At 67.0% G+C, this 18,605-nt stretch carries 22 protein-coding genes; 14 read left to right on the plus strand and 8 right to left on the minus strand.

All coding sequences use genetic code 11. The annotated features are described in order from the left end of the window. Complete coding sequence (locus ABW16_RS08505) at positions 1-270, plus strand: hypothetical protein (RefSeq protein ID WP_047318722.1); 270 nt, start codon at positions 1-3, stop codon at positions 268-270. Here ABW16_RS08505 and ABW16_RS08510 read toward each other — a convergent pair. Both ABW16_RS08510 and ABW16_RS08515 read right to left on the minus strand, forming a co-directional pair. Continuing rightward, positions 267-551 (minus strand): hypothetical protein, encoded by a 285-nt coding sequence (locus ABW16_RS08510; RefSeq protein ID WP_047318723.1) that lies wholly within the window; start codon positions 549-551, stop codon positions 267-269. The two genes, ABW16_RS08505 and ABW16_RS08510, sit on opposite strands and share 4 nt — an antisense overlap. Further along, a complete protein-coding gene (locus ABW16_RS08515) occupies positions 548-1,579 on the minus strand; it encodes a hypothetical protein (protein WP_047318724.1) in 1,032 nt (343 codons plus the stop codon). Before ABW16_RS08515 ends, ABW16_RS08510 begins: the two co-directional genes overlap by 4 nt. A gap of 114 nt (positions 1,580-1,693) precedes the next feature. On the opposite strand from ABW16_RS08515, the gene ABW16_RS08520 reads away from it, so the two are divergent. From ABW16_RS08520 to ABW16_RS26755, 5 genes are read left to right on the plus strand one after another with little or no spacing between them, the layout of a single operon-like run. Beyond that, positions 1,694-2,263 carry a type 1 glutamine amidotransferase domain-containing protein gene (locus ABW16_RS08520; protein WP_047318872.1) on the plus strand — a complete coding sequence of 190 codons (570 nt, stop codon included), beginning with the start codon at positions 1,694-1,696 and terminating at the stop codon, positions 2,261-2,263. Beyond that, positions 2,263-2,610 carry a hypothetical protein gene (locus ABW16_RS08525; RefSeq protein ID WP_047318725.1) on the plus strand — a complete coding sequence of 116 codons (348 nt, stop codon included), beginning with the start codon at positions 2,263-2,265 and terminating at the stop codon, positions 2,608-2,610. The genes ABW16_RS08520 and ABW16_RS08525 overlap by 1 nt, the downstream gene beginning before the upstream one ends. A 17-nt stretch (positions 2,611-2,627) precedes the next feature. Continuing rightward, entirely contained in the window at positions 2,628-4,088 is a 1,461-nt protein-coding gene (locus tag ABW16_RS08530) for an aminotransferase class I/II-fold pyridoxal phosphate-dependent enzyme (protein ID WP_047318726.1), read from the plus strand. A 47-nt stretch (positions 4,089-4,135) separates the two neighbouring features. Beyond that, positions 4,136-4,699, plus strand: coding sequence for a hemerythrin domain-containing protein (locus ABW16_RS08535; protein WP_082134002.1), 564 nt, complete (start codon positions 4,136-4,138; stop codon positions 4,697-4,699). After that, entirely contained in the window at positions 4,696-4,851 is a 156-nt protein-coding gene (locus tag ABW16_RS26755; protein WP_167344268.1) for a DUF6131 family protein, read from the plus strand. The genes ABW16_RS08535 and ABW16_RS26755 overlap by 4 nt, the downstream gene beginning before the upstream one ends. 16 nt (positions 4,852-4,867) lie before the next feature. Here the strand turns inward: ABW16_RS26755 and ABW16_RS08540 are convergent, their stop codons facing one another. After that, positions 4,868-5,809: an esterase family protein gene (locus ABW16_RS08540; protein ID WP_047318728.1), complete on the minus strand. Its 942-nt coding sequence runs from the start codon at positions 5,807-5,809 to the stop codon at positions 4,868-4,870. 258 nt (positions 5,810-6,067) lie between these two features. Here ABW16_RS08540 and ABW16_RS08545 point away from each other — a divergent pair, with 258 nt between their 5' ends. Together ABW16_RS08545 and ABW16_RS08550 are read left to right on the plus strand one after the other, a co-directional pair. Then, positions 6,068-6,790, plus strand: coding sequence for a cutinase family protein (locus tag ABW16_RS08545; RefSeq protein WP_047318873.1), 723 nt, complete (start codon positions 6,068-6,070; stop codon positions 6,788-6,790). Between the two features lie 73 nt (positions 6,791-6,863). Further along, positions 6,864-8,189: an MFS transporter gene (locus ABW16_RS08550; protein WP_047318729.1), complete on the plus strand. Its 1,326-nt coding sequence runs from the start codon at positions 6,864-6,866 to the stop codon at positions 8,187-8,189. On the opposite strand, the gene ABW16_RS08555 is transcribed toward ABW16_RS08550, so the two are convergent. Continuing rightward, positions 8,186-8,620 (minus strand): STAS domain-containing protein, encoded by a 435-nt coding sequence (locus tag ABW16_RS08555; RefSeq protein WP_082134003.1) that lies wholly within the window; start codon positions 8,618-8,620, stop codon positions 8,186-8,188. The genes ABW16_RS08550 and ABW16_RS08555 overlap by 4 nt on opposite strands. 282 nt (positions 8,621-8,902) lie before the next feature. Here ABW16_RS08555 and ABW16_RS08560 point away from each other — a divergent pair, with 282 nt between their 5' ends. From ABW16_RS08560 to ABW16_RS08575, 4 genes are all read left to right on the plus strand, one after another. Next, complete coding sequence (locus ABW16_RS08560) at positions 8,903-9,910, plus strand: glycosyltransferase (protein WP_047318730.1); 1,008 nt, start codon at positions 8,903-8,905, stop codon at positions 9,908-9,910. After that, positions 9,907-11,133: a glycosyltransferase gene (locus ABW16_RS08565; RefSeq protein WP_047318731.1), complete on the plus strand. Its 1,227-nt coding sequence runs from the start codon at positions 9,907-9,909 to the stop codon at positions 11,131-11,133. The genes ABW16_RS08560 and ABW16_RS08565 overlap by 4 nt, the downstream gene beginning before the upstream one ends. Before the next feature lie 154 nt (positions 11,134-11,287). Then, positions 11,288-11,977, plus strand: a complete 690-nt coding sequence (locus ABW16_RS08570) for a GAF and ANTAR domain-containing protein (protein WP_047318732.1) — start codon at positions 11,288-11,290, stop codon at positions 11,975-11,977. Beyond that, the gene (locus tag ABW16_RS08575; protein ID WP_047318733.1) at positions 11,974-12,327 is read left to right on the plus strand and encodes a hypothetical protein; all 354 of its coding nucleotides are present in this window, start codon (positions 11,974-11,976) and stop codon (positions 12,325-12,327) included. The genes ABW16_RS08570 and ABW16_RS08575 overlap by 4 nt, the downstream gene beginning before the upstream one ends. 4 nt (positions 12,328-12,331) lie before the next feature. On the opposite strand, the gene ABW16_RS08580 is transcribed toward ABW16_RS08575, so the two are convergent. The 4 genes from ABW16_RS08580 to ABW16_RS08595 all read right to left on the minus strand — a co-directional run bounded on the left by ABW16_RS08580 (position 12,332) and on the right by ABW16_RS08595 (position 16,767). Next, complete coding sequence (locus ABW16_RS08580) at positions 12,332-14,185, minus strand: CheR family methyltransferase (RefSeq protein WP_047318734.1); 1,854 nt, start codon at positions 14,183-14,185, stop codon at positions 12,332-12,334. Positions 14,186-14,256: 71 nt separating this feature from the next. Beyond that, entirely contained in the window at positions 14,257-15,012 is a 756-nt protein-coding gene (locus tag ABW16_RS08585; protein WP_047318875.1) for an STAS domain-containing protein, read from the minus strand. After that, positions 15,005-16,009, minus strand: coding sequence for a chemotaxis protein CheB (locus ABW16_RS08590; RefSeq protein ID WP_047318876.1), 1,005 nt, complete (start codon positions 16,007-16,009; stop codon positions 15,005-15,007). The genes ABW16_RS08585 and ABW16_RS08590 overlap by 8 nt, the downstream gene beginning before the upstream one ends. Before the next feature lie 89 nt (positions 16,010-16,098). Further along, entirely contained in the window at positions 16,099-16,767 is a 669-nt protein-coding gene (locus ABW16_RS08595; RefSeq protein WP_047318735.1) for a PAS and ANTAR domain-containing protein, read from the minus strand. A 277-nt stretch (positions 16,768-17,044) separates the two neighbouring features. Here ABW16_RS08595 and ABW16_RS08600 point away from each other — a divergent pair, with 277 nt between their 5' ends. Further along, entirely contained in the window at positions 17,045-17,524 is a 480-nt protein-coding gene (locus ABW16_RS08600) for an MPT63 family protein (RefSeq protein WP_047318736.1), read from the plus strand. Positions 17,525-17,579: 55 nt separating this feature from the next. After that, a complete protein-coding gene (locus ABW16_RS08605; protein WP_047318737.1) occupies positions 17,580-18,551 on the plus strand; it encodes an NAD-dependent epimerase/dehydratase family protein in 972 nt (323 codons plus the stop codon). The last annotated feature ends 54 nt before the right edge of the window (positions 18,552-18,605 follow it).

Raw genomic sequence — 18,605 nt, forward strand, 5'->3', positions numbered from 1 at the left:
GTGACCGCAATCGCTGGTGCGCGTCCGGAACTGATCGAGTTGAGCCAGGTCGCCCGCGATCGGGTGTCGGAACTGGTCACGGTGCGCGGCGGTTACTGTGCGGCATGTGGTGGAGCCGATTTCGCGGTAGGGCAGGCGCTGTACCTGGGCTTCCTGTTTCTCGATGAGGACGACGACGCCTACCTCGTCGCACTGACCTGTCGCAATACCTGCTGCCCGCAGCCGCGAACCGCGATCCGGCTGCGGTACAAGGAATTTCTGGCCAACTAGCCGGGAATTTGCGGACGGGCGAGATCGAACCGCGCTACCAGGTCGGTCACGCCACGCAGCTCGTCGCAGACCGCGGTGAAGCGGCGCTCGGCGTCGTCGTCGAGCAGGCCACGGTCGTGGTAATAGACCAGCCGGCGTAGCCGTCCGGCCAGCGCGGTGCCCCACCGGATGCTCAGGTCGTAGGTCTGTTCGCCGTCGACTTCGTTGCGCCGCGCCAGTTCACGCAGCGCGCGCACCTGCTCGGTGAGCACCGCAACGTCGTCGTCGATGCTGATTCTCATAGCGGCGGTTTGGCGACGCTGACCAAGACCGGCTGGCCGACGAGGGTCAGATATATCCGGTCGGGGCCGATCGCCATGCCGGACAGTGGGGCGGACCGGGCCGGTCCGGACGGTAGACCGGCCCGGTAGTCAATGTCGCGCAGCACCGGAATGCTGGCGTGGGGATAGCCGGTGAACGTCGCCGACTCAAAGACGGTCACGCGTGCGTTGGTGGCGGCGTAAACCCGGGTGTCGTCTGAGCCGAGATAGCGGATCGGCGAGGAGATCGACGAGCGACCGACCATCTGCAAACCGTGCCCGCCGCGGGCGGTCTCGACGGCGTACAGGGTGTCGCCGCTCGCGTCGGTCAAGTAGACCCGGCTCGCTGCGGTGCCGTCGCCGGCTGCCGCGATCACCTCGGCGTCGTAGTGGCCGCGTTGCTCCGGCGGCGACGATGCTCCCTTGTAATAAGAGATTCCGTCCGGCCCGTAGACGTGGTATTCGATCGCGCGGCCCCGGTTGGCGCCGTCGATCACCCCGGTGGCGCCCGCAAATACCTGAGCGCCTGGCAGTTTCCGTAGGCCGAACTCCTCGACCGGGGTGACCGTCGACCCGTCCGCGGACAGCGCGAGCAGCACCCGCATTCCCGAGTCTTCGGACAGGTAGGCCGGAGCCGGACCGGCGTCGATATCGCCGACCTGACGCAGGCCGGTCAATTCGACCGCCGCTACCCGGTCGCGCGCCGGCTGAGGGACGAACACAGTCCGATCATCGGCGCGGCTGATCTGCACGTTGCGTCCGGCGCCCAGTGGCGCCGACAACCGGGTGGCCACCGTGTCGGGGTTGTCGGGGTGGTCGACCGCCGCCAGCCGCCCATCATCGGTGAGCGCGAGCAGCGCTCCGGTGGCGTAGGAGAACACCGGGGCGTGCAGCGGCGTCGACACCTGAACCGAGACGGCCGCCGGTGTGCTCTGTGAGATCGGCGTCGAGCAGCCGGCGCACGCGACCATGCCGACGGCTGTCGCTCCGAGCCCGGCCCGCCAATCCATTGCGACGGGATACCCCCGCAATTGCCCTACTACACCGCTTCGTTTGTGCGGCCGGGCAGCCGGGTATGCGGATCGGTGTTGGGGGAGCTGTCCGCAGCACGCAAAGGAGAGGTCATGTCCGGATCGCTGGAAGGACGACGGGTCGCGTTTCTGGTGGCGCCAGAGGGTGCCGAACAGGTCGAGCTGACCGAGCCGTGGCGCGCGGTAGCCGAGGCCGGCGCGCGGCCGGTGTTGGTGTCCACAACCGCCGGTCCGGTTCAGGCCTTCAACCATCTGGATCGCGCCGACAAGTTCGACGTGGACCGGCAGCTCAGCGATGCCTCGGCGGATGACTTCGACGCGCTGGTCCTGCCGGGCGGGGTGGCCAACCCAGACCAGTTGCGCACCGATGAGCGGGCAGTGTCGTTCGTGCGGGAATTCTTCGACGTGGGCAAGCCGGTCGCTGTCATCTGCCATGGCCCGTGGACCCTTGTCGAGGCCGGAGTCGTTGCCGGCCGGCGGATTACGTCATGGCCGAGCCTGCGCACCGACATCGTCAATGCGGGCGGTGATTGGGTCGATGAGGAGCTGGTGCGCTGCGACTGTGGGCCGTCGATCCTGCTGTCCAGCCGTAAGCCCGATGACCTGCCCGCTTTCTGCGACGCGGTGGTCGAGGAGTTCGCGGCTCGCGGGGCGACGCTGTGATGGCCGAGCCGATGCCGGTACCGGTCGAGACCGACAACCGCCGCGCCCGGCTCTGGGTCAACTGGGCCGCTGCCCTGTTGACTGCCGCAGGGGCTGCGCTGGTGATGATCTTCGCGATGGGCGCGGTGATGAGCACCGCCGCCTGCAGCACCACCGAGTGCCCCGACATGGGTCCCAGCGGGGTGGTCTTCGGCCTGCTGTACTACGGCGCACCGGCCGTCTCCGCGCTCACCATCCTGGCCTCGTTCTTCACCGCGGGGCGGCGACGTGGCTTCCTGGTGCCGGTGGCAGGTTGGGTGCTGCTGGCACTCGATCTGCTGGCACTGCTCATCGTCTTTCGGCGTTAGATGACGGCGGCTCGTCGATGGATCAGCGCCGAGCACCCGTGCTGGAAGCCCTGGCCGATTACCACCGCAAGGACCGGTACGGGTTCAGCCCGCCCGGACACCGCCGGGCCCGCGGCGCCGACGAGTCGGTGCTCGACGTGCTGGGCGCCGACCTGTTCCGCGCCGACGTGCTCGCCCGCGGCGGTTTGGATGACTGGGAAGCACGCGGCGAGTTCCTGACCGACGCCGAGCAATTGATGGCCGACGCGGTCGGCGCCTCGACAGCATTCTTTTCCACCTGCGGCAGTTCGCTTTCCGTCCGCGCCGCGATGATGGCGGTGGCCGGCGGCGCTGACGGTGGGCTGCTGCTGCCCCGCGACAGCCACAAGTCCGTGGTGGGTGGGCTGATCTTCTCCGGGATCCAGCCACGCTGGATCGCCCCGCGCTGGGACGCCGAGCGGCATCTGTGCCACCCGCCGTCGCCGGAACGGGTTGCCGGCGCGTGGGAGGAAAACCCCGATGCCGCGGGCGCGTTGGTGGTCAGCCCGTCGCCGTACGGTACTTGCGCCGACCTGGCTGCCATCGCCGAGATCTGTCATCAGCGCGGCAAGCCGCTGATCGTCGACGAGGCATGGGGTGCGCACCTGCCCTTCCACCAAGACCTGCCGACCTGGGCGATGGACGCCGGCGCCGACGTCTGTGTGGTCAGCGTGCACAAGATGGGAGCGGGATTCGAGCAGGGCTCGGTCTACCACATCCAAGGCGATCTCATCGACCGAGAGCGACTGACGGCCTGCGCCGATCTGTTGATGACCACCAGCCCCAGCGTGCCGATCTACGCAGCACTGGACGGCTGGCGCCGCCAGATGGTGCACCACGGGCATGAACTGTTGGACGCCGCACTGAAATTGGCGCGCGACGTGCGCGGGCGCATCGATGAGATCGCGGGAGTCGAAGTGCTCGAACAGGCGCTGCTCGGCAGGGAGGCCTCCCACGATCTGGACCGGCTGCAGGTGCTGGTCGACGTGTCGGCGACCGGTACCTCGGGTTATCAGGCCAGGGACTGGCTGCGCGAACACCGCTGCCTCGACGTGGGGTTGGCCGATCACCGGCGCATTCTGGCCACTATGTCCATCGCCGATGATGCCGGCACCGCCGACCGGCTGCTGGACGCACTACGCGGATGGCGCAATGCCGCAACGTCTTTCGAACCATCACCTGAGATCCGTATACCGTCGCCGCAGGAGCTGCAGTTGGAGACAGTGCAGTTGCCCCGGGACGCGTTCTTTGGCTCGACCGAGATGGTTGCCGCACCGCAGGCTGCCGGACGGATCGCCGCCGAGCAGATCACGCCGTATCCGCCCGGCGTACCGGCAGTGGTGCCCGGCGAACGACTCAACTCCGCAGTCATTGACTATCTGCGCACCGGGCTGGCGGCCGGAATGGCGTTGCCCGATGCCGCCGACCCGTCATTGGAACGCATCCGGGTGGTGGCCTGAGGACTGGCGCGGGTTTTGCCCCGACCTGGTCGGGGTAGCCCATGGCTATGGCACAGACGACTTTGCACAGCCGGACCGATGTGGTCGATTTCCTCACCGCGCAGCATCAGCGGATCAAAACCCTGTTCGACGAGACGCTGCTGGCCGCCGGTGCCGAGCGCGACGAGTCGTTCGTCCGGTTGCGCCGGTTGCTGGCCGTTCACGAGACGGCCGAAGAGGAGATCGTTCATCCGCGAGCTGCCCACGAACTCGACAACGGCCGCGCGATGATCGACGCACGTCTGGCCGAGGAGAAGCAGGCCAAGGAAGCCCTGGGTGAACTGGAGAACGTCAACGTCGACTCGGAGTTCTTCACCGAAAAGCTGCGGGAGCTTCGTGACGATGTCCTCGAACATGCCGGCCACGAAGAACACGACGAATTTGCCCGGCTGCGTGACGAACTCAGTGACTCCGAACTGCAGCTGCTGGAACGGGCCGTCAGGCTCGCCGAAGCGATCGCACCGACCCGCCCGCACGCCGGGGTCGAGGGCGCACTGGCCAATGCATTCGTCGGGCCGTTTGCCTCGATGGTGGACCGGGCACGCGACGCGATCCTGGGGTATGACTCATGATCGGCCTCGGGGTGTTGCTGCTGATCCTGGGTCTGGTGTTCGACGTCTACGTCCTGTGGGCGATCGGGATCGTCCTGCTGGTCGTCGGCGCGGTGTTCTGGCTGCTGGGTGCGGTGGGGCGCCCGGTTGGCGGCAGGCGCTACTGGTACTGATCGCTTGGTGCTCGGGTCAGACTCGCCCTCCAGCGCCCAGCGTGTTCTGCATGTCACCCTTCATGGCCACCAGTTGGGCGTTCCAGTAGCCCCAGCTGTGCACGCCGTTGCTGTCGATGTTGAACGTCGCGTTGTGACCGCCCGCGCCGGTGTAGGCGTCGCGGAAGGCGACGTTGCTTTGCATGACGACCTGCTCGATCACCTGGCCGGGCAGGCTTCCCTCGCCGATCTCCGAAGGGCTGCCGTTGCCGCTGTAGATCCAGAGCCGCGTGCCGTTTCCCGCCAGGCGCCCGGCCTGCACTGTCGGGTCGTTGCGCTGCCAGCCCGCACTGCCCGAGGGACCCCACATGTCCTGCGGGTTGAAACCGCCCTCGTCATTCATGGCCATTCCGATCAGCGTGGGACCGTTGCCGCTGGAGGGCGTCAGCAGCGCCGAAAGCGAGGCGGCGTAGGTGAATTGCTGTGGGTGGTAGGCCGCCAGGGTCAGCGCCGACGATCCGGACATGGACACGCCCACCACCGCGTTGCGGGTGGACCGTACGCCCTTCCCGGCGAGGTAGTTCGGCAGCTCACTGGTCAGAAACGTCTCCCATTTGTAGGTCTGCCCATTGGCCGACCCGTACCAGTCGGTGTAGAAGCTGGAGCGCCCACCCACCGGCGCCACCACCGACATCCCCGAACCGCTGTACTCGTTGAACGCCGGCGTTTCGATGTCCCAGCCGCTGCGGTCGTCACGGGCCCGTAGGCCGTCCAGCAGGTAGACAGCCGGCGCGCCGCCGCCCTGGAATTCGACGGTGATGTTGTGGCCCATGCTCGGCGAGGGCACAGCGAAAAATTCCGGCCCGGCGGCGCCGGCGGGCGGGGCCGATGCACCCAGGCCGATCAATGCCGGCAGCAACACTGCCGCCGCTGCGACCGCGCTGACCCGGCGCGGCCGGTGCGTTGCGTTGTTCCCCATCGTTCTCCCCTTTCGCACAGACCCGAACGCCAAGGCCCGTCGGCCGGCTGTGTGAGAGGGGAGAGACCGACACAGGGCCCGTGAGGCTTTGGTTCCCTCCGTCGGCATTGTGAGTTACCGCGAAGGGCTGCCCTGCAGTCTGAAGACAGATACCTAACCTTCTTGTCTTAACAAAGTGGCGGACCATTGTCCAGAGTGTTGGCCAAAAGCGCCGCCGGCATAAAAATTTTCGGGCAGGCGGTTTGGGCCGGGGCCGCGGTGGGCACCTCCACCGACATGTTCGCGCGTACCAGTCTCGATTCCATTGGCCCGCTGGTGATCGCGGTATCGGCAGCCGGTGCCGCGATGCTTCTCACTCCCGGCGTTCCCGCCGCGAGAGCTGCGCCATGTCCCGATACCGAGGTGGTCTTTGCGCGCGGAACCGGCGAGCCGCCGGGCGTCGGCCCAACGGGTCAAGCGTTCCTCAATGCGCTGGACGCACGCCTGGGAACAAGCCCGGCCGTCTACGCGGTCAATTATCCGGCTACCGATCAGTGGGGCACCGGTGTTGACGGCATTCGGGACGCGGGTGCTCACGTCGTCTCCCGGGCGACCACCTGTCCCAAAACCAAGATGGTGCTGGGAGGGTACTCCCAGGGCGCGGCGGTCATGGGTTTCGTCACCTCGGCGCAGGTGCCCGACGGGGTGGACCCGGCGACGGTGCCCAAGCCGCTGGACCCCGACGTCGCCGATCACGTGGCCGCGGTCGTGTTGTTTGCCATGCCCAATGAGCGGGCGATGAACTTCCTGAACGAACCCACAATCGCGATCGGACCCTTGTACCAGGCGAAGACACTGCAGGTGTGCGCGCCCGAGGACGCGGTGTGCTCCGACGGCATGAACTTCGCGGCGCACGACAGCTACGCCGGCGACGACGTAACGATGGTCCAACAGGGGGCCGACTTCGCCGTCCGGCAGCTGCGCCAGGGCCGCGTGGGATAGCCCACTGGCCGGCCGCAGGCATCGCCGCCGACGGTGGCGGCGCGAGCAGATCCACGTAGCCGACCCCGACCAGGTGCGGCGCTCCATCCGAGGCACCGCCATCGGCAACTTCATGGAGTGGTACGACTTCGGTGTCTACGGCTACCTGGCCACCACGATCGCGCGGGTGTTCTACCCGGGCACCGGCGCCGGCAGCCTGATCGGCGCGTTCGGCACGCTGGCCGCGGCTTTCGCGGTACGCCCGGTCGGGGGATTGGTCTTCGGCCCACTCGGCGACCGGATCGGCCGTAAACGCGTGCTGGTCACCACTCTGCTGTTGATGACGCTCGGCACCACTGCCACCGGGCTGCTCCCCAGCTATGGCGCGGTCGGCGTTGCGGCGCCCATCCTGCTCGTGGCGACACGAATGGTGCAGGGCTTCTCCGCCGGCGGTGAATACGTCGGCGCGATGGTCTACGTCGGCGAACAGGCCCCCGACAACAAGCGCGGCATGATGGCCGGATTCCTGCCGCTGAGTTCACAGGCCGGGTATGTCGCCGCCGGCGTGCTGGTCACCGTTCTGCAGAGCCAACTGACCGACGAGGCAATGCTGCAGTGGGGGTGGCGAATTCCGTTGTTGCTCAGCGCTCCGCTGGGGTTGGCCGCCCTCTACCTGCGGTTGCGTTTGGCGGAATCACCGGCCTATCAGCAGGCCGGCGGCCGCAACGACAGCCCCAACGCCTCCGCCGCGGCGCAGCTGCGGCGCACCGTCAGACAGTGGAAGCCCCTGCTGCTGTGCATCGCACTGGTATTGACCTACAACGTCACCGACTACCTGCTCACCGGTTACCTGCCCACGTACCTTCAGACCACCGCGCAGATTCCCCACACCGCCGGGCTGCTGATGGTGGTGCTGACACTGGTGGTCCTGATGGCCACCGTGGTGTTGGTGGCCCGGCTGTCCGACCGCGTCGGTGTCAAGCCGGTCCTGTGGGTGGGATGTGTTCTGCTGCTGGCTGTTTCGATCCCCGCGTTCAGTCTGATCCGCTGCGCCCACAGCTATCCGACGGTGTTCGCCGGAGTTCTGCTGGTGGGGCTGATGCTGCTCTGCTTCGATGCGACACTGCCGGCGACGTTGCCCGCCCTGTTTCCCACTCCGGTGCGCTACGGCGCGCTGGCTATCGGCTTCAACCTGTCGGTCTCGGTATTCGGCGGCACCACACCCCTGATAGCCGAGACCCTGGTCTCGAGCACCGGCAACCCGATGGCGCCGTCGTACCTGCTGGTCGCCGCCGGAGCCGTCGGTGCGCTCGCGCTGTTCTTCACCCCCGAAGTCGCCGGGAGGCGGCTACCCGGCTCGGGGCCGGCGGTGGAGAGCGAGGCGCGGGCACGCGAACTCGCCGGAGGACGTGAGGGTTAGCGGACCCGGCGGAATCCCTGCACTCCGGCCAGCGCATCAGCCACCGACGATGTGGTCGGCAAGGCGTTCGTCGGGTCGCAGATTCGCAACAGTCGCGCTACCGCAACGCCGGGCACGGTCGTGCAGTAGACCATGGTTTCGGCGCACCGGTCGGCAATCGTCTTCAACGCCGAAAATCCTGCGGTTCCAATGAATTCCAGATCATTCAGATCGAGTATCAACCACTCGCAGTAGCCTGCGCAGCGTTGCACGTGCTCGGCCAGTTGGTCGGCGTTGGAGGCGTCGAGTTCGCCGCCGACGCTGATCACCGCGCCGGAGCGTCCCCAGCGGGTGACGGAGCGGACGGTGCGGCTCTCCCAGGTATCGGGGGGGCCGAGGGTATCTATTCGGGACGCCGGGAACACCGACCCGGCGGTCTTCAAAGCTGACATTGCACTACTCCATCAGTCGAAACTCGTACTGTTGGATCGCGTCGATGCGAGTTACACCTTCACGGATGAGATGCAGGGAGTGGGCCTCCCTGGCTGGCGTGGTTGACGCGTCTTTCCGGGTGGCTGTGAACTCAACCTGCTAACGAACCTACGCCGATCTCCGCGACTCTGCAACGATTCGGTAACGGTGCTTTTGTCAGTCGCCACCGAATTCCCTTGCAGCAAACCGCTTCGGGGACGTTTTCCACGTTTAGACGCCGGTGTCGCGGGTAACAACCGGTTATGGCATTTCCGCAGACCACCCAGCGTTCCGTGCTCGCCTGGCACGTGCACGGCTCCTGGATGGACTCCTTCGTCGCCGGCGAACACCGCTACCTCCTTCCGGTCAACGCCCCGCGTGATCCCGACGGCCGCGGCTTGTGCGGTCGCGACTGGCCGCGGGCGCGCGAAGTGCCGTTGGCGCAATTGCGCGACGAAGAGATCGATCTGGTGGTGCTGCAGCGACCACACGAGCTGGAGCTGGCTGCTCGCCTGCTGGGTCGCCGGCCGGGAATCGATGTTCCCGCGGTGTACGTCGAGCACAACACCCCGCGGCCGTTCGTGGTGGAGAGCCTGCACCCCATCGCCGACCGTGATGACATCCCGCTGATCCACGTCACCGCCTTCAACGAGCTGATGTGGGACAACGGCCGCGCGCCGACCATGGTGATCGACCACGGGATCGCCGACCCGGGCCATCTGTACACCGGGGATATCGCCGCCGCGGGTGCCCTGATCAACGAACCGCTGCGGCGCTGGCGCACCGTCGGCGCCGACCTGCTGGGCGCGTTGGGGCAAGCCGCGCCGGTCGACGTCTGGGGGATCGGCACCGAGGACCTCAACGAACCAGCGCATCGGTGCGCGGGTGTCGTCGGCCACGGCGACCTGCGCACCGACCAGCTGATGAAGGAACTGGCGCACCGGCGCGTTTACCTGCACACCGCGCGCTGGACGTCGCTGGGTCTGTCGCTGTTGGAGGCCATGTTCCTGGGGATGCCGGTGGTGGCGGTGGCCGCCACGATGGCCCCGCTGGTGGTGCCCCCGGAGGCGGGTGTGGTCAGTGCGGACGTCGATACCTTGCGGGCCGCGCTGAGTGGGTTGGTCGCCGACCGTTACCTGGCCGAGGTGGTGGGCAAGGCGGCCCGCAACTACGCCACCGAGCATTTCGGCCTCGACCGATTCCTGCGCCAGTGGGACCAGGTCATCGAGACGCAGTGCAGCGCCGGGAGTGGCGGGGGAGTACTGCCATGAAGATCGCAATGATTTCCGAACATGCCAGTCCATTGGCTGCTCTGGGCGGAGCCGACGCCGGGGGCCAGAACGTTCACGTCGCCGAGCTGTCGGCAGCGCTGGCCCGCCGCGGCCACGATGTTGACGTCTACACCCGTCGCGATGACCCCGACCTGCCCGAACGGGTGCGCACCGATCAGGGCTACACGGTGGTGCACGTGCCAGTGGGGCCACCGCGCCAGGTGCCCAAAGACGAACTGTTGCAGTTCATGGTCGCGTTCGGGCGGTACCTCGACGCACAGTGGGACCGCGAGCGCCCTGACATCGCGCACGCACATTTCTGGATGTCCGGGATCGCCGCCCAGCTGGCTGCCAAACGTCGCCGGGTGCCCACGATTCAGACCTTTCATGCGCTGGGCGTGGTCAAGCAACGACACCAGGGGCAGCGAGATACCAGCCCCGCCGAACGGCTGCGGCTGGAGACCCACGTTGCCCTTGAGGCGACGTGGGTGACGGCCGGCTGCAGCGATGAGGTCTTCGAGTTGATGCGACTCGGCCGGGACCGATTGCGAATCTCGGTGGTGCCCTGCGGTGTCGACGTGGACCGGTTTTGCCCGCACGGTCCGATCGCGGCCCGCTCGGGGCGGAGGCGCATCGTTGTCGTCGGCAGGTTCGTGCCCCGCAAGGGAATCGACACGGTGATAGAGGCGTTGACCACGGTGCCCACGGCTGAGCTGGTGATCGCAGGTGGACCCGAGCGGGCTGAACTCGATACCGTTCCCGAGGCTTGTCGGCTGCGACAGCTGGCGGCCGATCTCGGTGTGGCGGAACGGGTATCGCTGCTCGGCTCCGTCGCCCGCGAGGATATGCCGGCGTTGCTGCGGTCTGCCGATGTCGTCGCCTGTACGCCCTGGTATGAGCCCTTCGGCATCGTCCCGCTGGAAGCGATGGCCTGCGGGGTGCCGGTCGTGGCGTCGGCGGTGGGCGGCATGCTCGACACCGTCGTCCACGACGTAACGGGGCTACTGATACCGCCGAAGGACCCGCGTGCGTGTGCGAACGCCATCAACGCCATTCTGCGGGATCGGCGGGCCGCATCCGGCTTTGGCAAGGCCGGGCGAGAGCGGGCACGGTCCAGGTATTCCTGGGACCGGGTCGCCACCGATACGTTGCGGGTATATGACCGGCTGGTGCCGGCCGCGGCGCCGGGCCGTGGCGCGGCGCGGGCATCGGGGTCGGGGTGATGGCCGGGCCGACGAATATGTAACGCCTGAGAGTAATTTGACGGATTCTTGGTTCGGGCACGGCTTTCCGTCCGCGACGCCGAAGTAGTTGCCGCTTCTGGCTGATCGGAGGAGCATGGACGCATCTGACGCGGGATCTGGGCGGAGCGAAGACATGGCGGTGACGGGCCGCGACGACATGATGCGCGACGTGGCGGACCTGGTTCACACGCTGAATCAGCGGGCACGTGTCGACGCCGACGGTGCGCTCGACGAACTGGTCGTGAATCTTCTCGGCCACATGTCCTGCGCTCAGCATGCCGGTGTCACGCTCACGACGTCGGGCGGCGACGTGCAAACCCTGTCTGCGACAGACCCCTACCCGGCTGCGCTAGACGACATTCAGCGCCGGCAGCGGGAGGGTCCGTGCCTGGCTGCGGCCTGGAAGCACCACGTCGTTCGCCTGGACGACATCTGCCGTGAGGAGCGCTGGCCGGCGTATTGCCGGGAGGTCGCGGCCACGACTCCGATCCGGTCCGTCTTGGCATTCGAACTGTTCACCGGTGAGGGCACGACCGGCGCCCTGAACTTTTATTCGCAGACCGCCAATGCTTTCGATGAGGACGCGGTGGAGTTGGGTTTGATCCTGGCCACGCATGCCGCGCTGGCCTGGCACATGGTTCGTCGTGATGAACAGTTCCGCAGTGCGCTGGCCTCCCGCGACGTCATCGGCCAGGCCAAAGGCATGTTGATGGAGCGGTTCGACATCGATGCGGTGCAGGCCTTCGAGTTGCTCAAACGACTGTCGCAGGCCTCCAACACGCCGCTGGCCGAGGTAGCGCAGCAGGTAGTGAACCATCGATGAGCCCGTCGGCGGCGGCTGCACGCGGTGAGCTGGCGCGGCTGCGAGCCGTGGAACTGCAGCTGCGACGGGCCGAGTTGGCCGCCGGACTGACGGTTACCGCGGAAAACGCCGGCAACGCCCGCCGCCATGCCGAGGAGTCGCGGGAGAGAGCCGAGCGGGCGCATCGGGATGCCGCGGCCAGACACCGCGCCGCCGTCTCGGCCCATCTGAAGGCCGCCGCCGCGCACGAGCAGGCCGCATTGTTTGCCGGCAACGGGGATGGCGACGCTCACCTGGACGCCGCCGAAGTCCACCGTGCCGCGGCGCGAACGCATGAGCTTGCCGCTGCCGAGCAGTCTCGGCGCGGCTGACGGCTCAGGCCTGCGCTTCCATCAGCAGTAGTGCCCCGTTCACGCCACCCTCGCCGGGCGCCTGGAAGCCCGCGCACGTCACCCGGATCTTCGCCGTGCGGCCACGCCGATTGACGGCTTCGACGTGCGCCTCACCGGGATGGTCCGGATCGACGAATGCGTTGCCGATCAGCGGTCGAATGCTGTCCATCGGCAGTCCGATGTCGAGGCTGGTCAGCGTCGAACCAACCGCCTCGTCCGAACGCAGGCCCCACAGTTCCTCACAACCGCGGTTCCACACCATCACCCGCATCTCTCGGTCGACCACCACCATGCCCAGATGCACCGAATTGACCAGCGAATCAAGGAAGGTACGGGCGTCGTCCAGTTCGATGCTGCGCTCGCGCAACGTGTCGTTGATGGTGTGCAATTCGTCGTTGGTGGATTGCAGCTCCTCGTTCATGGTTTCGAGTTCTTCGTTGGTGGACTGCAACTCTTCATTCGTCGTTTCCAACTCCTCGACTGTTGACTGCAGTTCTTCGTTGGTTGTTTCGAGTTCTTCGTTGGTGGACTGCAGCTCCTCGTAGGCCGCCTCGAGCTGGCGGTTGGTCGCCACCACCTTGTCGACCAGTGCCCGGGTGGCGGTGACGTCGAAGAACACGATCGAGACCCCCAACAGGCCGTTCTCGGCGTCCACCAGGGGGTTGATGTGGATCTCGAACCAGACGGTCTCGGCGCCCGGGCGTTGCCAGCTGACGTCTTGAATCCGGGCCGAACGCCGGTCCACCTTGGCCTGTTCCAAGTACGCCCGCAATTCCACCGGGCGATAGGAGACTTCCAGGTCGCGCAGCAGCCGCCCGATGTCGCGGGCGGACAGCCCGAACATTGTCTCGGCCTGCTGGTTGATCATCGCCACCGTGTCCTCGCCGGTCACCACGATCTGCGCCACCGGACTTGCCCGAAATGCCATCTCCCGCACGGTCACCAGACCGGGCAGCTCGCCGTGCCGCTCATACATCGACGCCGTCGGGTCATAGCGCTCCAGGCCGCTGTGTGACCCGGCCGCCTTGCGGAAGATCCGATGCTTGAGGCTCAAGGGAGTGAACCGATCGCTGTGGCTCAACAACATCTCGGCGTGGCCGAGGAACAGGGTGCCTTGAGCGGACAGCGCAAAATGCAGGCGGCCCAACACATTGCGCTGCGTTTCGGCGTTCATGTACATCAGGGTGTTGCGGCACACCAACAGGTCCACCCGGGAGATCGGGGCGTCCCTGACCAAATCATTGCGGCCGAAAATCACCCCGCGACGCAAGTCCTTGTGAAAGACGTACCGGCCGTTGACCTGTTCGAAGTACTTGTCCAGATACTCCGGCGGCACCGATTCGACGGCTTTGGCGTCGTAGGTGGCGGCCCGCGCCTCGGCGAGGGCATCTTCGTCGACGTCGGTGGCGTAAATCTTGACCCGTTGGCGGTACTCCTCGGTGCCGAGCGCTTCGGCCAGCAGAATCGCCAGGGTGTAGGCCTCCTGGCCGGAGGCGCAGCCGGCGCTCCAGACCCGGATCGGGTCGTTGGGGCTACGCTCGGCCAGTATCCGCGGAATGATGTCGGAGGCGATGTAGTCCCAGGTCTCCGGGTCCCGGAAGAACGCCGTCACATTGATCAAGATGGTGTTGAACAGCGCCGAGAACTCGTCGGAACTGGCCTGCAGGACGTCCAGATACTGTTCGAAGGTGTCACATCCGGCCTGGCTCATCCGGTGGCGTACACGGCGCATCAGCGAAGCGCGCTTGTAGCCGGTGAAGTCGAAACCGCGTGAGTCCCGCAGGTAGCGCAGCAGGGTCTCGAAGGCTTCGTCTGTCTCTTCGTTCTGCCCGTCCATCTCGCCCCGTCCGCTTGGAGAAACCTCGCGACCCCAAACATTACTCGCGGGACTCTTCGGGTCTGCGAAGGTCAAAGGCGGTTCTCTGGGCCGAGCACAGCCCACACCGTCTTGCCCTTCGGGGTCGGGCTGCTGCCCCAGGCGCGAGCCAGGGCGTCGACCACCGCCAGGCCGGAGGCTCGATCCGCGCCGCCGGCGGCGGCTTCGTGGCGCACCGCTGGGACGCCGCTGTCGTCCTGGACCGCGATGGTGACGGTGGAGTCGGCGCATTCGAGCCGGACCACCAAGTGGCTGTCGGTATGGCGCAGCACGTTCTCCACCAACACATCGACCACCACTTTCGCGGTCGGGATCAGCTCGGTCTGCGACCAGTTGGTCAGCCACTCGGCCACGAAATCGCGGGAACCGCGCAGACTGCTCAGACAACGCGGCAGTGCGACGCGGGCGCGGCGGCGCGGGTGCGGGCCGTGCACGAGCGAGGCCACCGCGGATGCGACATCGGCGTGCACCGAGACGTAGCGGGTCACCCCGGTGCTCTTGATTCGCGCGGCCACGTCCGCTTGCGGACAGATCAGCAGGATCGGGATATCGGGCCAGGTGCTCACATGCCACCGCGCGCTGGTGAACACCGACCACGCCGACGGCGCCGGGACATCGAGCCGGCTGACATCGACCAGCACGGCCGGCGGCTCGTCGAGCGCTGCCTTGATCACGCTGTCGCGAAGTTCGAGGTAAGTGCCGCTGTCCAACGTCCCGGCCGCGGTCAGCAGGCGAACGCCGGCGGCGGTGGCCGCCGTCACCGTCAGCTGACTCGACGCGCTACTCAGGGTCGTCCTCCTGGGCACCGTAAACGGCGGCGAGTCGCCGCCCGAGTACCGAGGTGGCATGTTCGGCCTCGCGGGCCAGGGCGGCATAGCGCTCGCTCAAGACGCCGGGGCTGACCTGATCGGCGAGCCGGCGTGACAGTTTGGCCTTCTCCTGCAGGCTGCGCACCGCGACCCACAGCGCGTTGCCGACCTCGTCGTCGCGGGCCTGTAACAGCGCGTCGCCGGTCCAGGCGTGCCCCACGTGACAGCGATAGTTGCCCTCGCTGACAGCGATCAGCGCACCGTGGCAGTCGGGACAGACGTAGCCCGAAGGCGGACCGAGCTCCTCGGTGTCGAAATCGGTCGCGAACCGCCGGGCCATCGCGATGCGGTTCTCCAGCTCCATCCTGGTGTCCGGCTTCATCTCGGTTTCCTCGATTTCTCGATCCGCCAGCTTCTCCAGCAGGCCGCCGATCTCCGCCGCCGTCGCCTGGTGGTCGACCACGCCGGCGTGGATCGCGTTCTTGGGCATGGCCGGGAACAGCGCATCGTCTGGGGTTTGGACGATCGTCGCCCCGCCGCGCGATCGGATAGCGCTCAACCCCAGTACCCCGTCGTCCAGCACCCCGGACAGCAGGACACCGGTCGCTCGGCGGCCGTGAGCCAGTGCGATCGACCGAAAGAGAGCATTGATCGCGGGGCGGTGGCCGTTCTCAGTGGGGCCTTCGGAGAGTGCGATCTTTCCGCGGTCGACCAGCAGGTGGTGTCCCGGCACGGCGACGTAGATCTTGCCGTGCTCCATTGGGGTTCCGGCGGTCGCGGTCTCCGCCGGCAGGGGACCGGCGCGGTCCAGGATGCGGGCGAGCACGCTGGGTGCCCCCGGCGGGATGTGCAGCACCACCAGGACCGCGTAGGGCAGATCGTTCGGCAGCGTGGCCGCGAGGGTCTTCAACGCCTCGACCCCGCCGGCCGATGCCCCCACGCCGACGACGTTGAGAGGGCCGGGATTCCCTGCCATCGCACTCACCACCTTCAGGTGGCTACCCACTGGACCACGCGGGCAACCTAACCGCGTGGCATTCTCCAGCGTAGTCTTCGCGTCGCTTTTCAGGTCACGGTTAAGAGAGTGTGGTCCAGATCCGACAGCACCTCGGCCGGCAGCTTGCCGGTGAAAGCAGCCAGGAAGCGGGCCGCCAGGTCACGCACCTTGACGTTGGTCTCCTGTGAACGCCACACCAGGATGTCGAATGCCCGCTCGGCGGAGATGCCGTAGCCGACCATCAGCACGCCCTTGGCCTGCTCGATCACCGCGCGCGACTCGGCGACCTCGGACACCGCGGCGCTGACGTCGGCCTGCAACACATCGGTGACGTCGACGTAGAAGCCGGCCGTGCCAATTACCAAGCCGGCATCGTCGAGCATGCGGTCACCGACCACGATGACCCAGTGCTCCTGCCCACCGGTGTCGATGATCCGGTGCCGACTGCTGAACGGCTCGCCCTGGATAACCCGCTCCAGGACTTCGGCGACCTGGGGGCGGTCCTCGGGATGTTTGTGCTGCAGCAACAATTCGGTGCTAGGTGTCACGGTGCCCGGCTCGTAGCCGTGCATGCGGGCCACCGTATCCGACCACTCCCAGCGCTGCTCGCCGAGCCAGTACCGAAACCGGCCGACCCGCTGCGGCTCGCCGTGGCCCACTACCAGGTCGAGGTCACTGTGGACCTCGGCCTCGTCGTCCGCCGGTGTAGCAAACGAAGCATTGACATCCCCGACCACCGCATACCCGCCTTCTCGTACTCGAACAGTATGAGCTGATTCCGAACGGCCGGCGGGCGAGCCGCGGTCTGGAATCGCAGGAATGAACGGCACGGACGATCCAGACCGGCGCTACTTCCTGAACGCCCGAGCTCCGTAACTATCCACAATTTCCCGACGCTGCGCAACCACCTCCGTGTTTCCCTACCGGCTGTCCCGGGTAAGCGCTGTGACACGGGCGGTGATGTTCCAGCAACGGGACCACCGCCAAGTAACGACTCGATGGGAGGAGCCACCAGTGAAGCTCTCCAAGACTGCGGCCAAGACGGCCGCCGGCGCGGCCGGGATCGCGGCGCTCAGTGTTTTGTCCGCGACCACCGCCGTCGCCGATCCGGCCGTCCAACCATTCGGCACGCCCGAACAGCTCAACGACGGAGCGATGGCAACGTCCTACACGGTCAGCAACCTGGGGCCGGCCAACGTCACCATCCCGGGCTACCAGCCCCACGGCAAGCTCTATCAAGCCGACGTGACCGCTCGCGCCGACCGCGGCACGGTGACCCCGGTGGTCGCCGACTTCAACGCCAGGGCGGCCAACAGCGACACCTACCGGGTGATCAACACGGTGCCCACGCCGGGCGGTATCAACCCCGGGCCCATCGCCCAGGGTGCTGCCGCCAACGGCAAGATCTACTTCGATGTCACCGGCCCGCCGCCGGACGGAGTGGTCTACAACGACGGTGTCCAGGACGTGCTGATCTGGACGAGCAAGGCCTGACGCCGAGCCGAGATGGGCCCGATCGGGGGGTCGGGCCCATCCGGATGTGGTAGCGATGCGAGCGCTCGAGCGGGTTCTGGTCATCGGAGGTGCCGGGTTCCTCGGTAGCCGGCTGTGTGCCCGGCTGCTCGCTGACGGTGCGCAGCGGGTCTGGTGTGTGGATGACCTGTCCACCAGTTCTGCGGCCAATCTTTCTGCGGTACAGCGGCTTTCCGGCCTGGAGTTCATCGAGCACGACATCGTCCAGGGGTTTGAGGACCCCGGCCGGCTCGGGCCGCTGGACGCGGTGTTCCACCTGGCCTCGCCGGCCTCGCCACCGGATTATCTGCGAATGCCGATAGCGACGCTGCGGGTAGGCGCCCAGGGCACCATGGTCGCACTCGGTATCGCCGAGGCCTGCCGGGCCCGCTTCGTGCTGGCCTCCACCAGTGAGGTCTACGGCGATCCGCTCGTGCACCCGCAACCCGAAAGCTACTGGGGCAACGTCAATCCCATTGGAGTACGCAGTGTCTACGACGAAGCCAAGCGTTTCGCCGAGGCGCTGACCTTCGCCTACCGCCGAGCGCGCGACGCCGACGTCGGGGTAGCTCGGATCTTCAACAGCTACGGGCCGGGAATGCGACCCGACGATGGCCGGATGGTGCCCACGTTCTGCGGTCAGGCCCTGCGCGGCGAACCGATCACCGTCGCCGGCACCGGTCGGCAGACTCGATCACTGTGCTACGTCGACGACACGATCGCCGGGTTGATCGCCCTGGCTACGCATGACGTCACCGGCCCGATCAACATCGGCGGCCCAGACGAGCTCACCGTGCTGCAAGTCGCCGAACTGATCCGTGAGCGGGCCGGGAGCACATCGCCGGTCCGGCATGTCCCCGCCGCACAGGATGACCCGCGCCGACGCTGCCCCGATATCCGGCGGGCCCGCGAATTGCTGGGCTGGGAGCCGAAGGTCGGCCCCGCCGAAGGGCTCGACACCACCATCGCCTGGTTCCGAAACCAGATCGACTTCGCCGCAACGGTTTAGCGGAGCGGTTCTGACTTCCGTTTAGCAGCGGTTCTGTTGGGTATCTCCACTGCG

Origin of the sequence: Mycolicibacter heraklionensis (assembly GCF_001021505.1) — a bacterium.
Taxonomy (GTDB): domain Bacteria; phylum Actinomycetota; class Actinomycetes; order Mycobacteriales; family Mycobacteriaceae; genus Mycobacterium; species Mycobacterium heraklionense.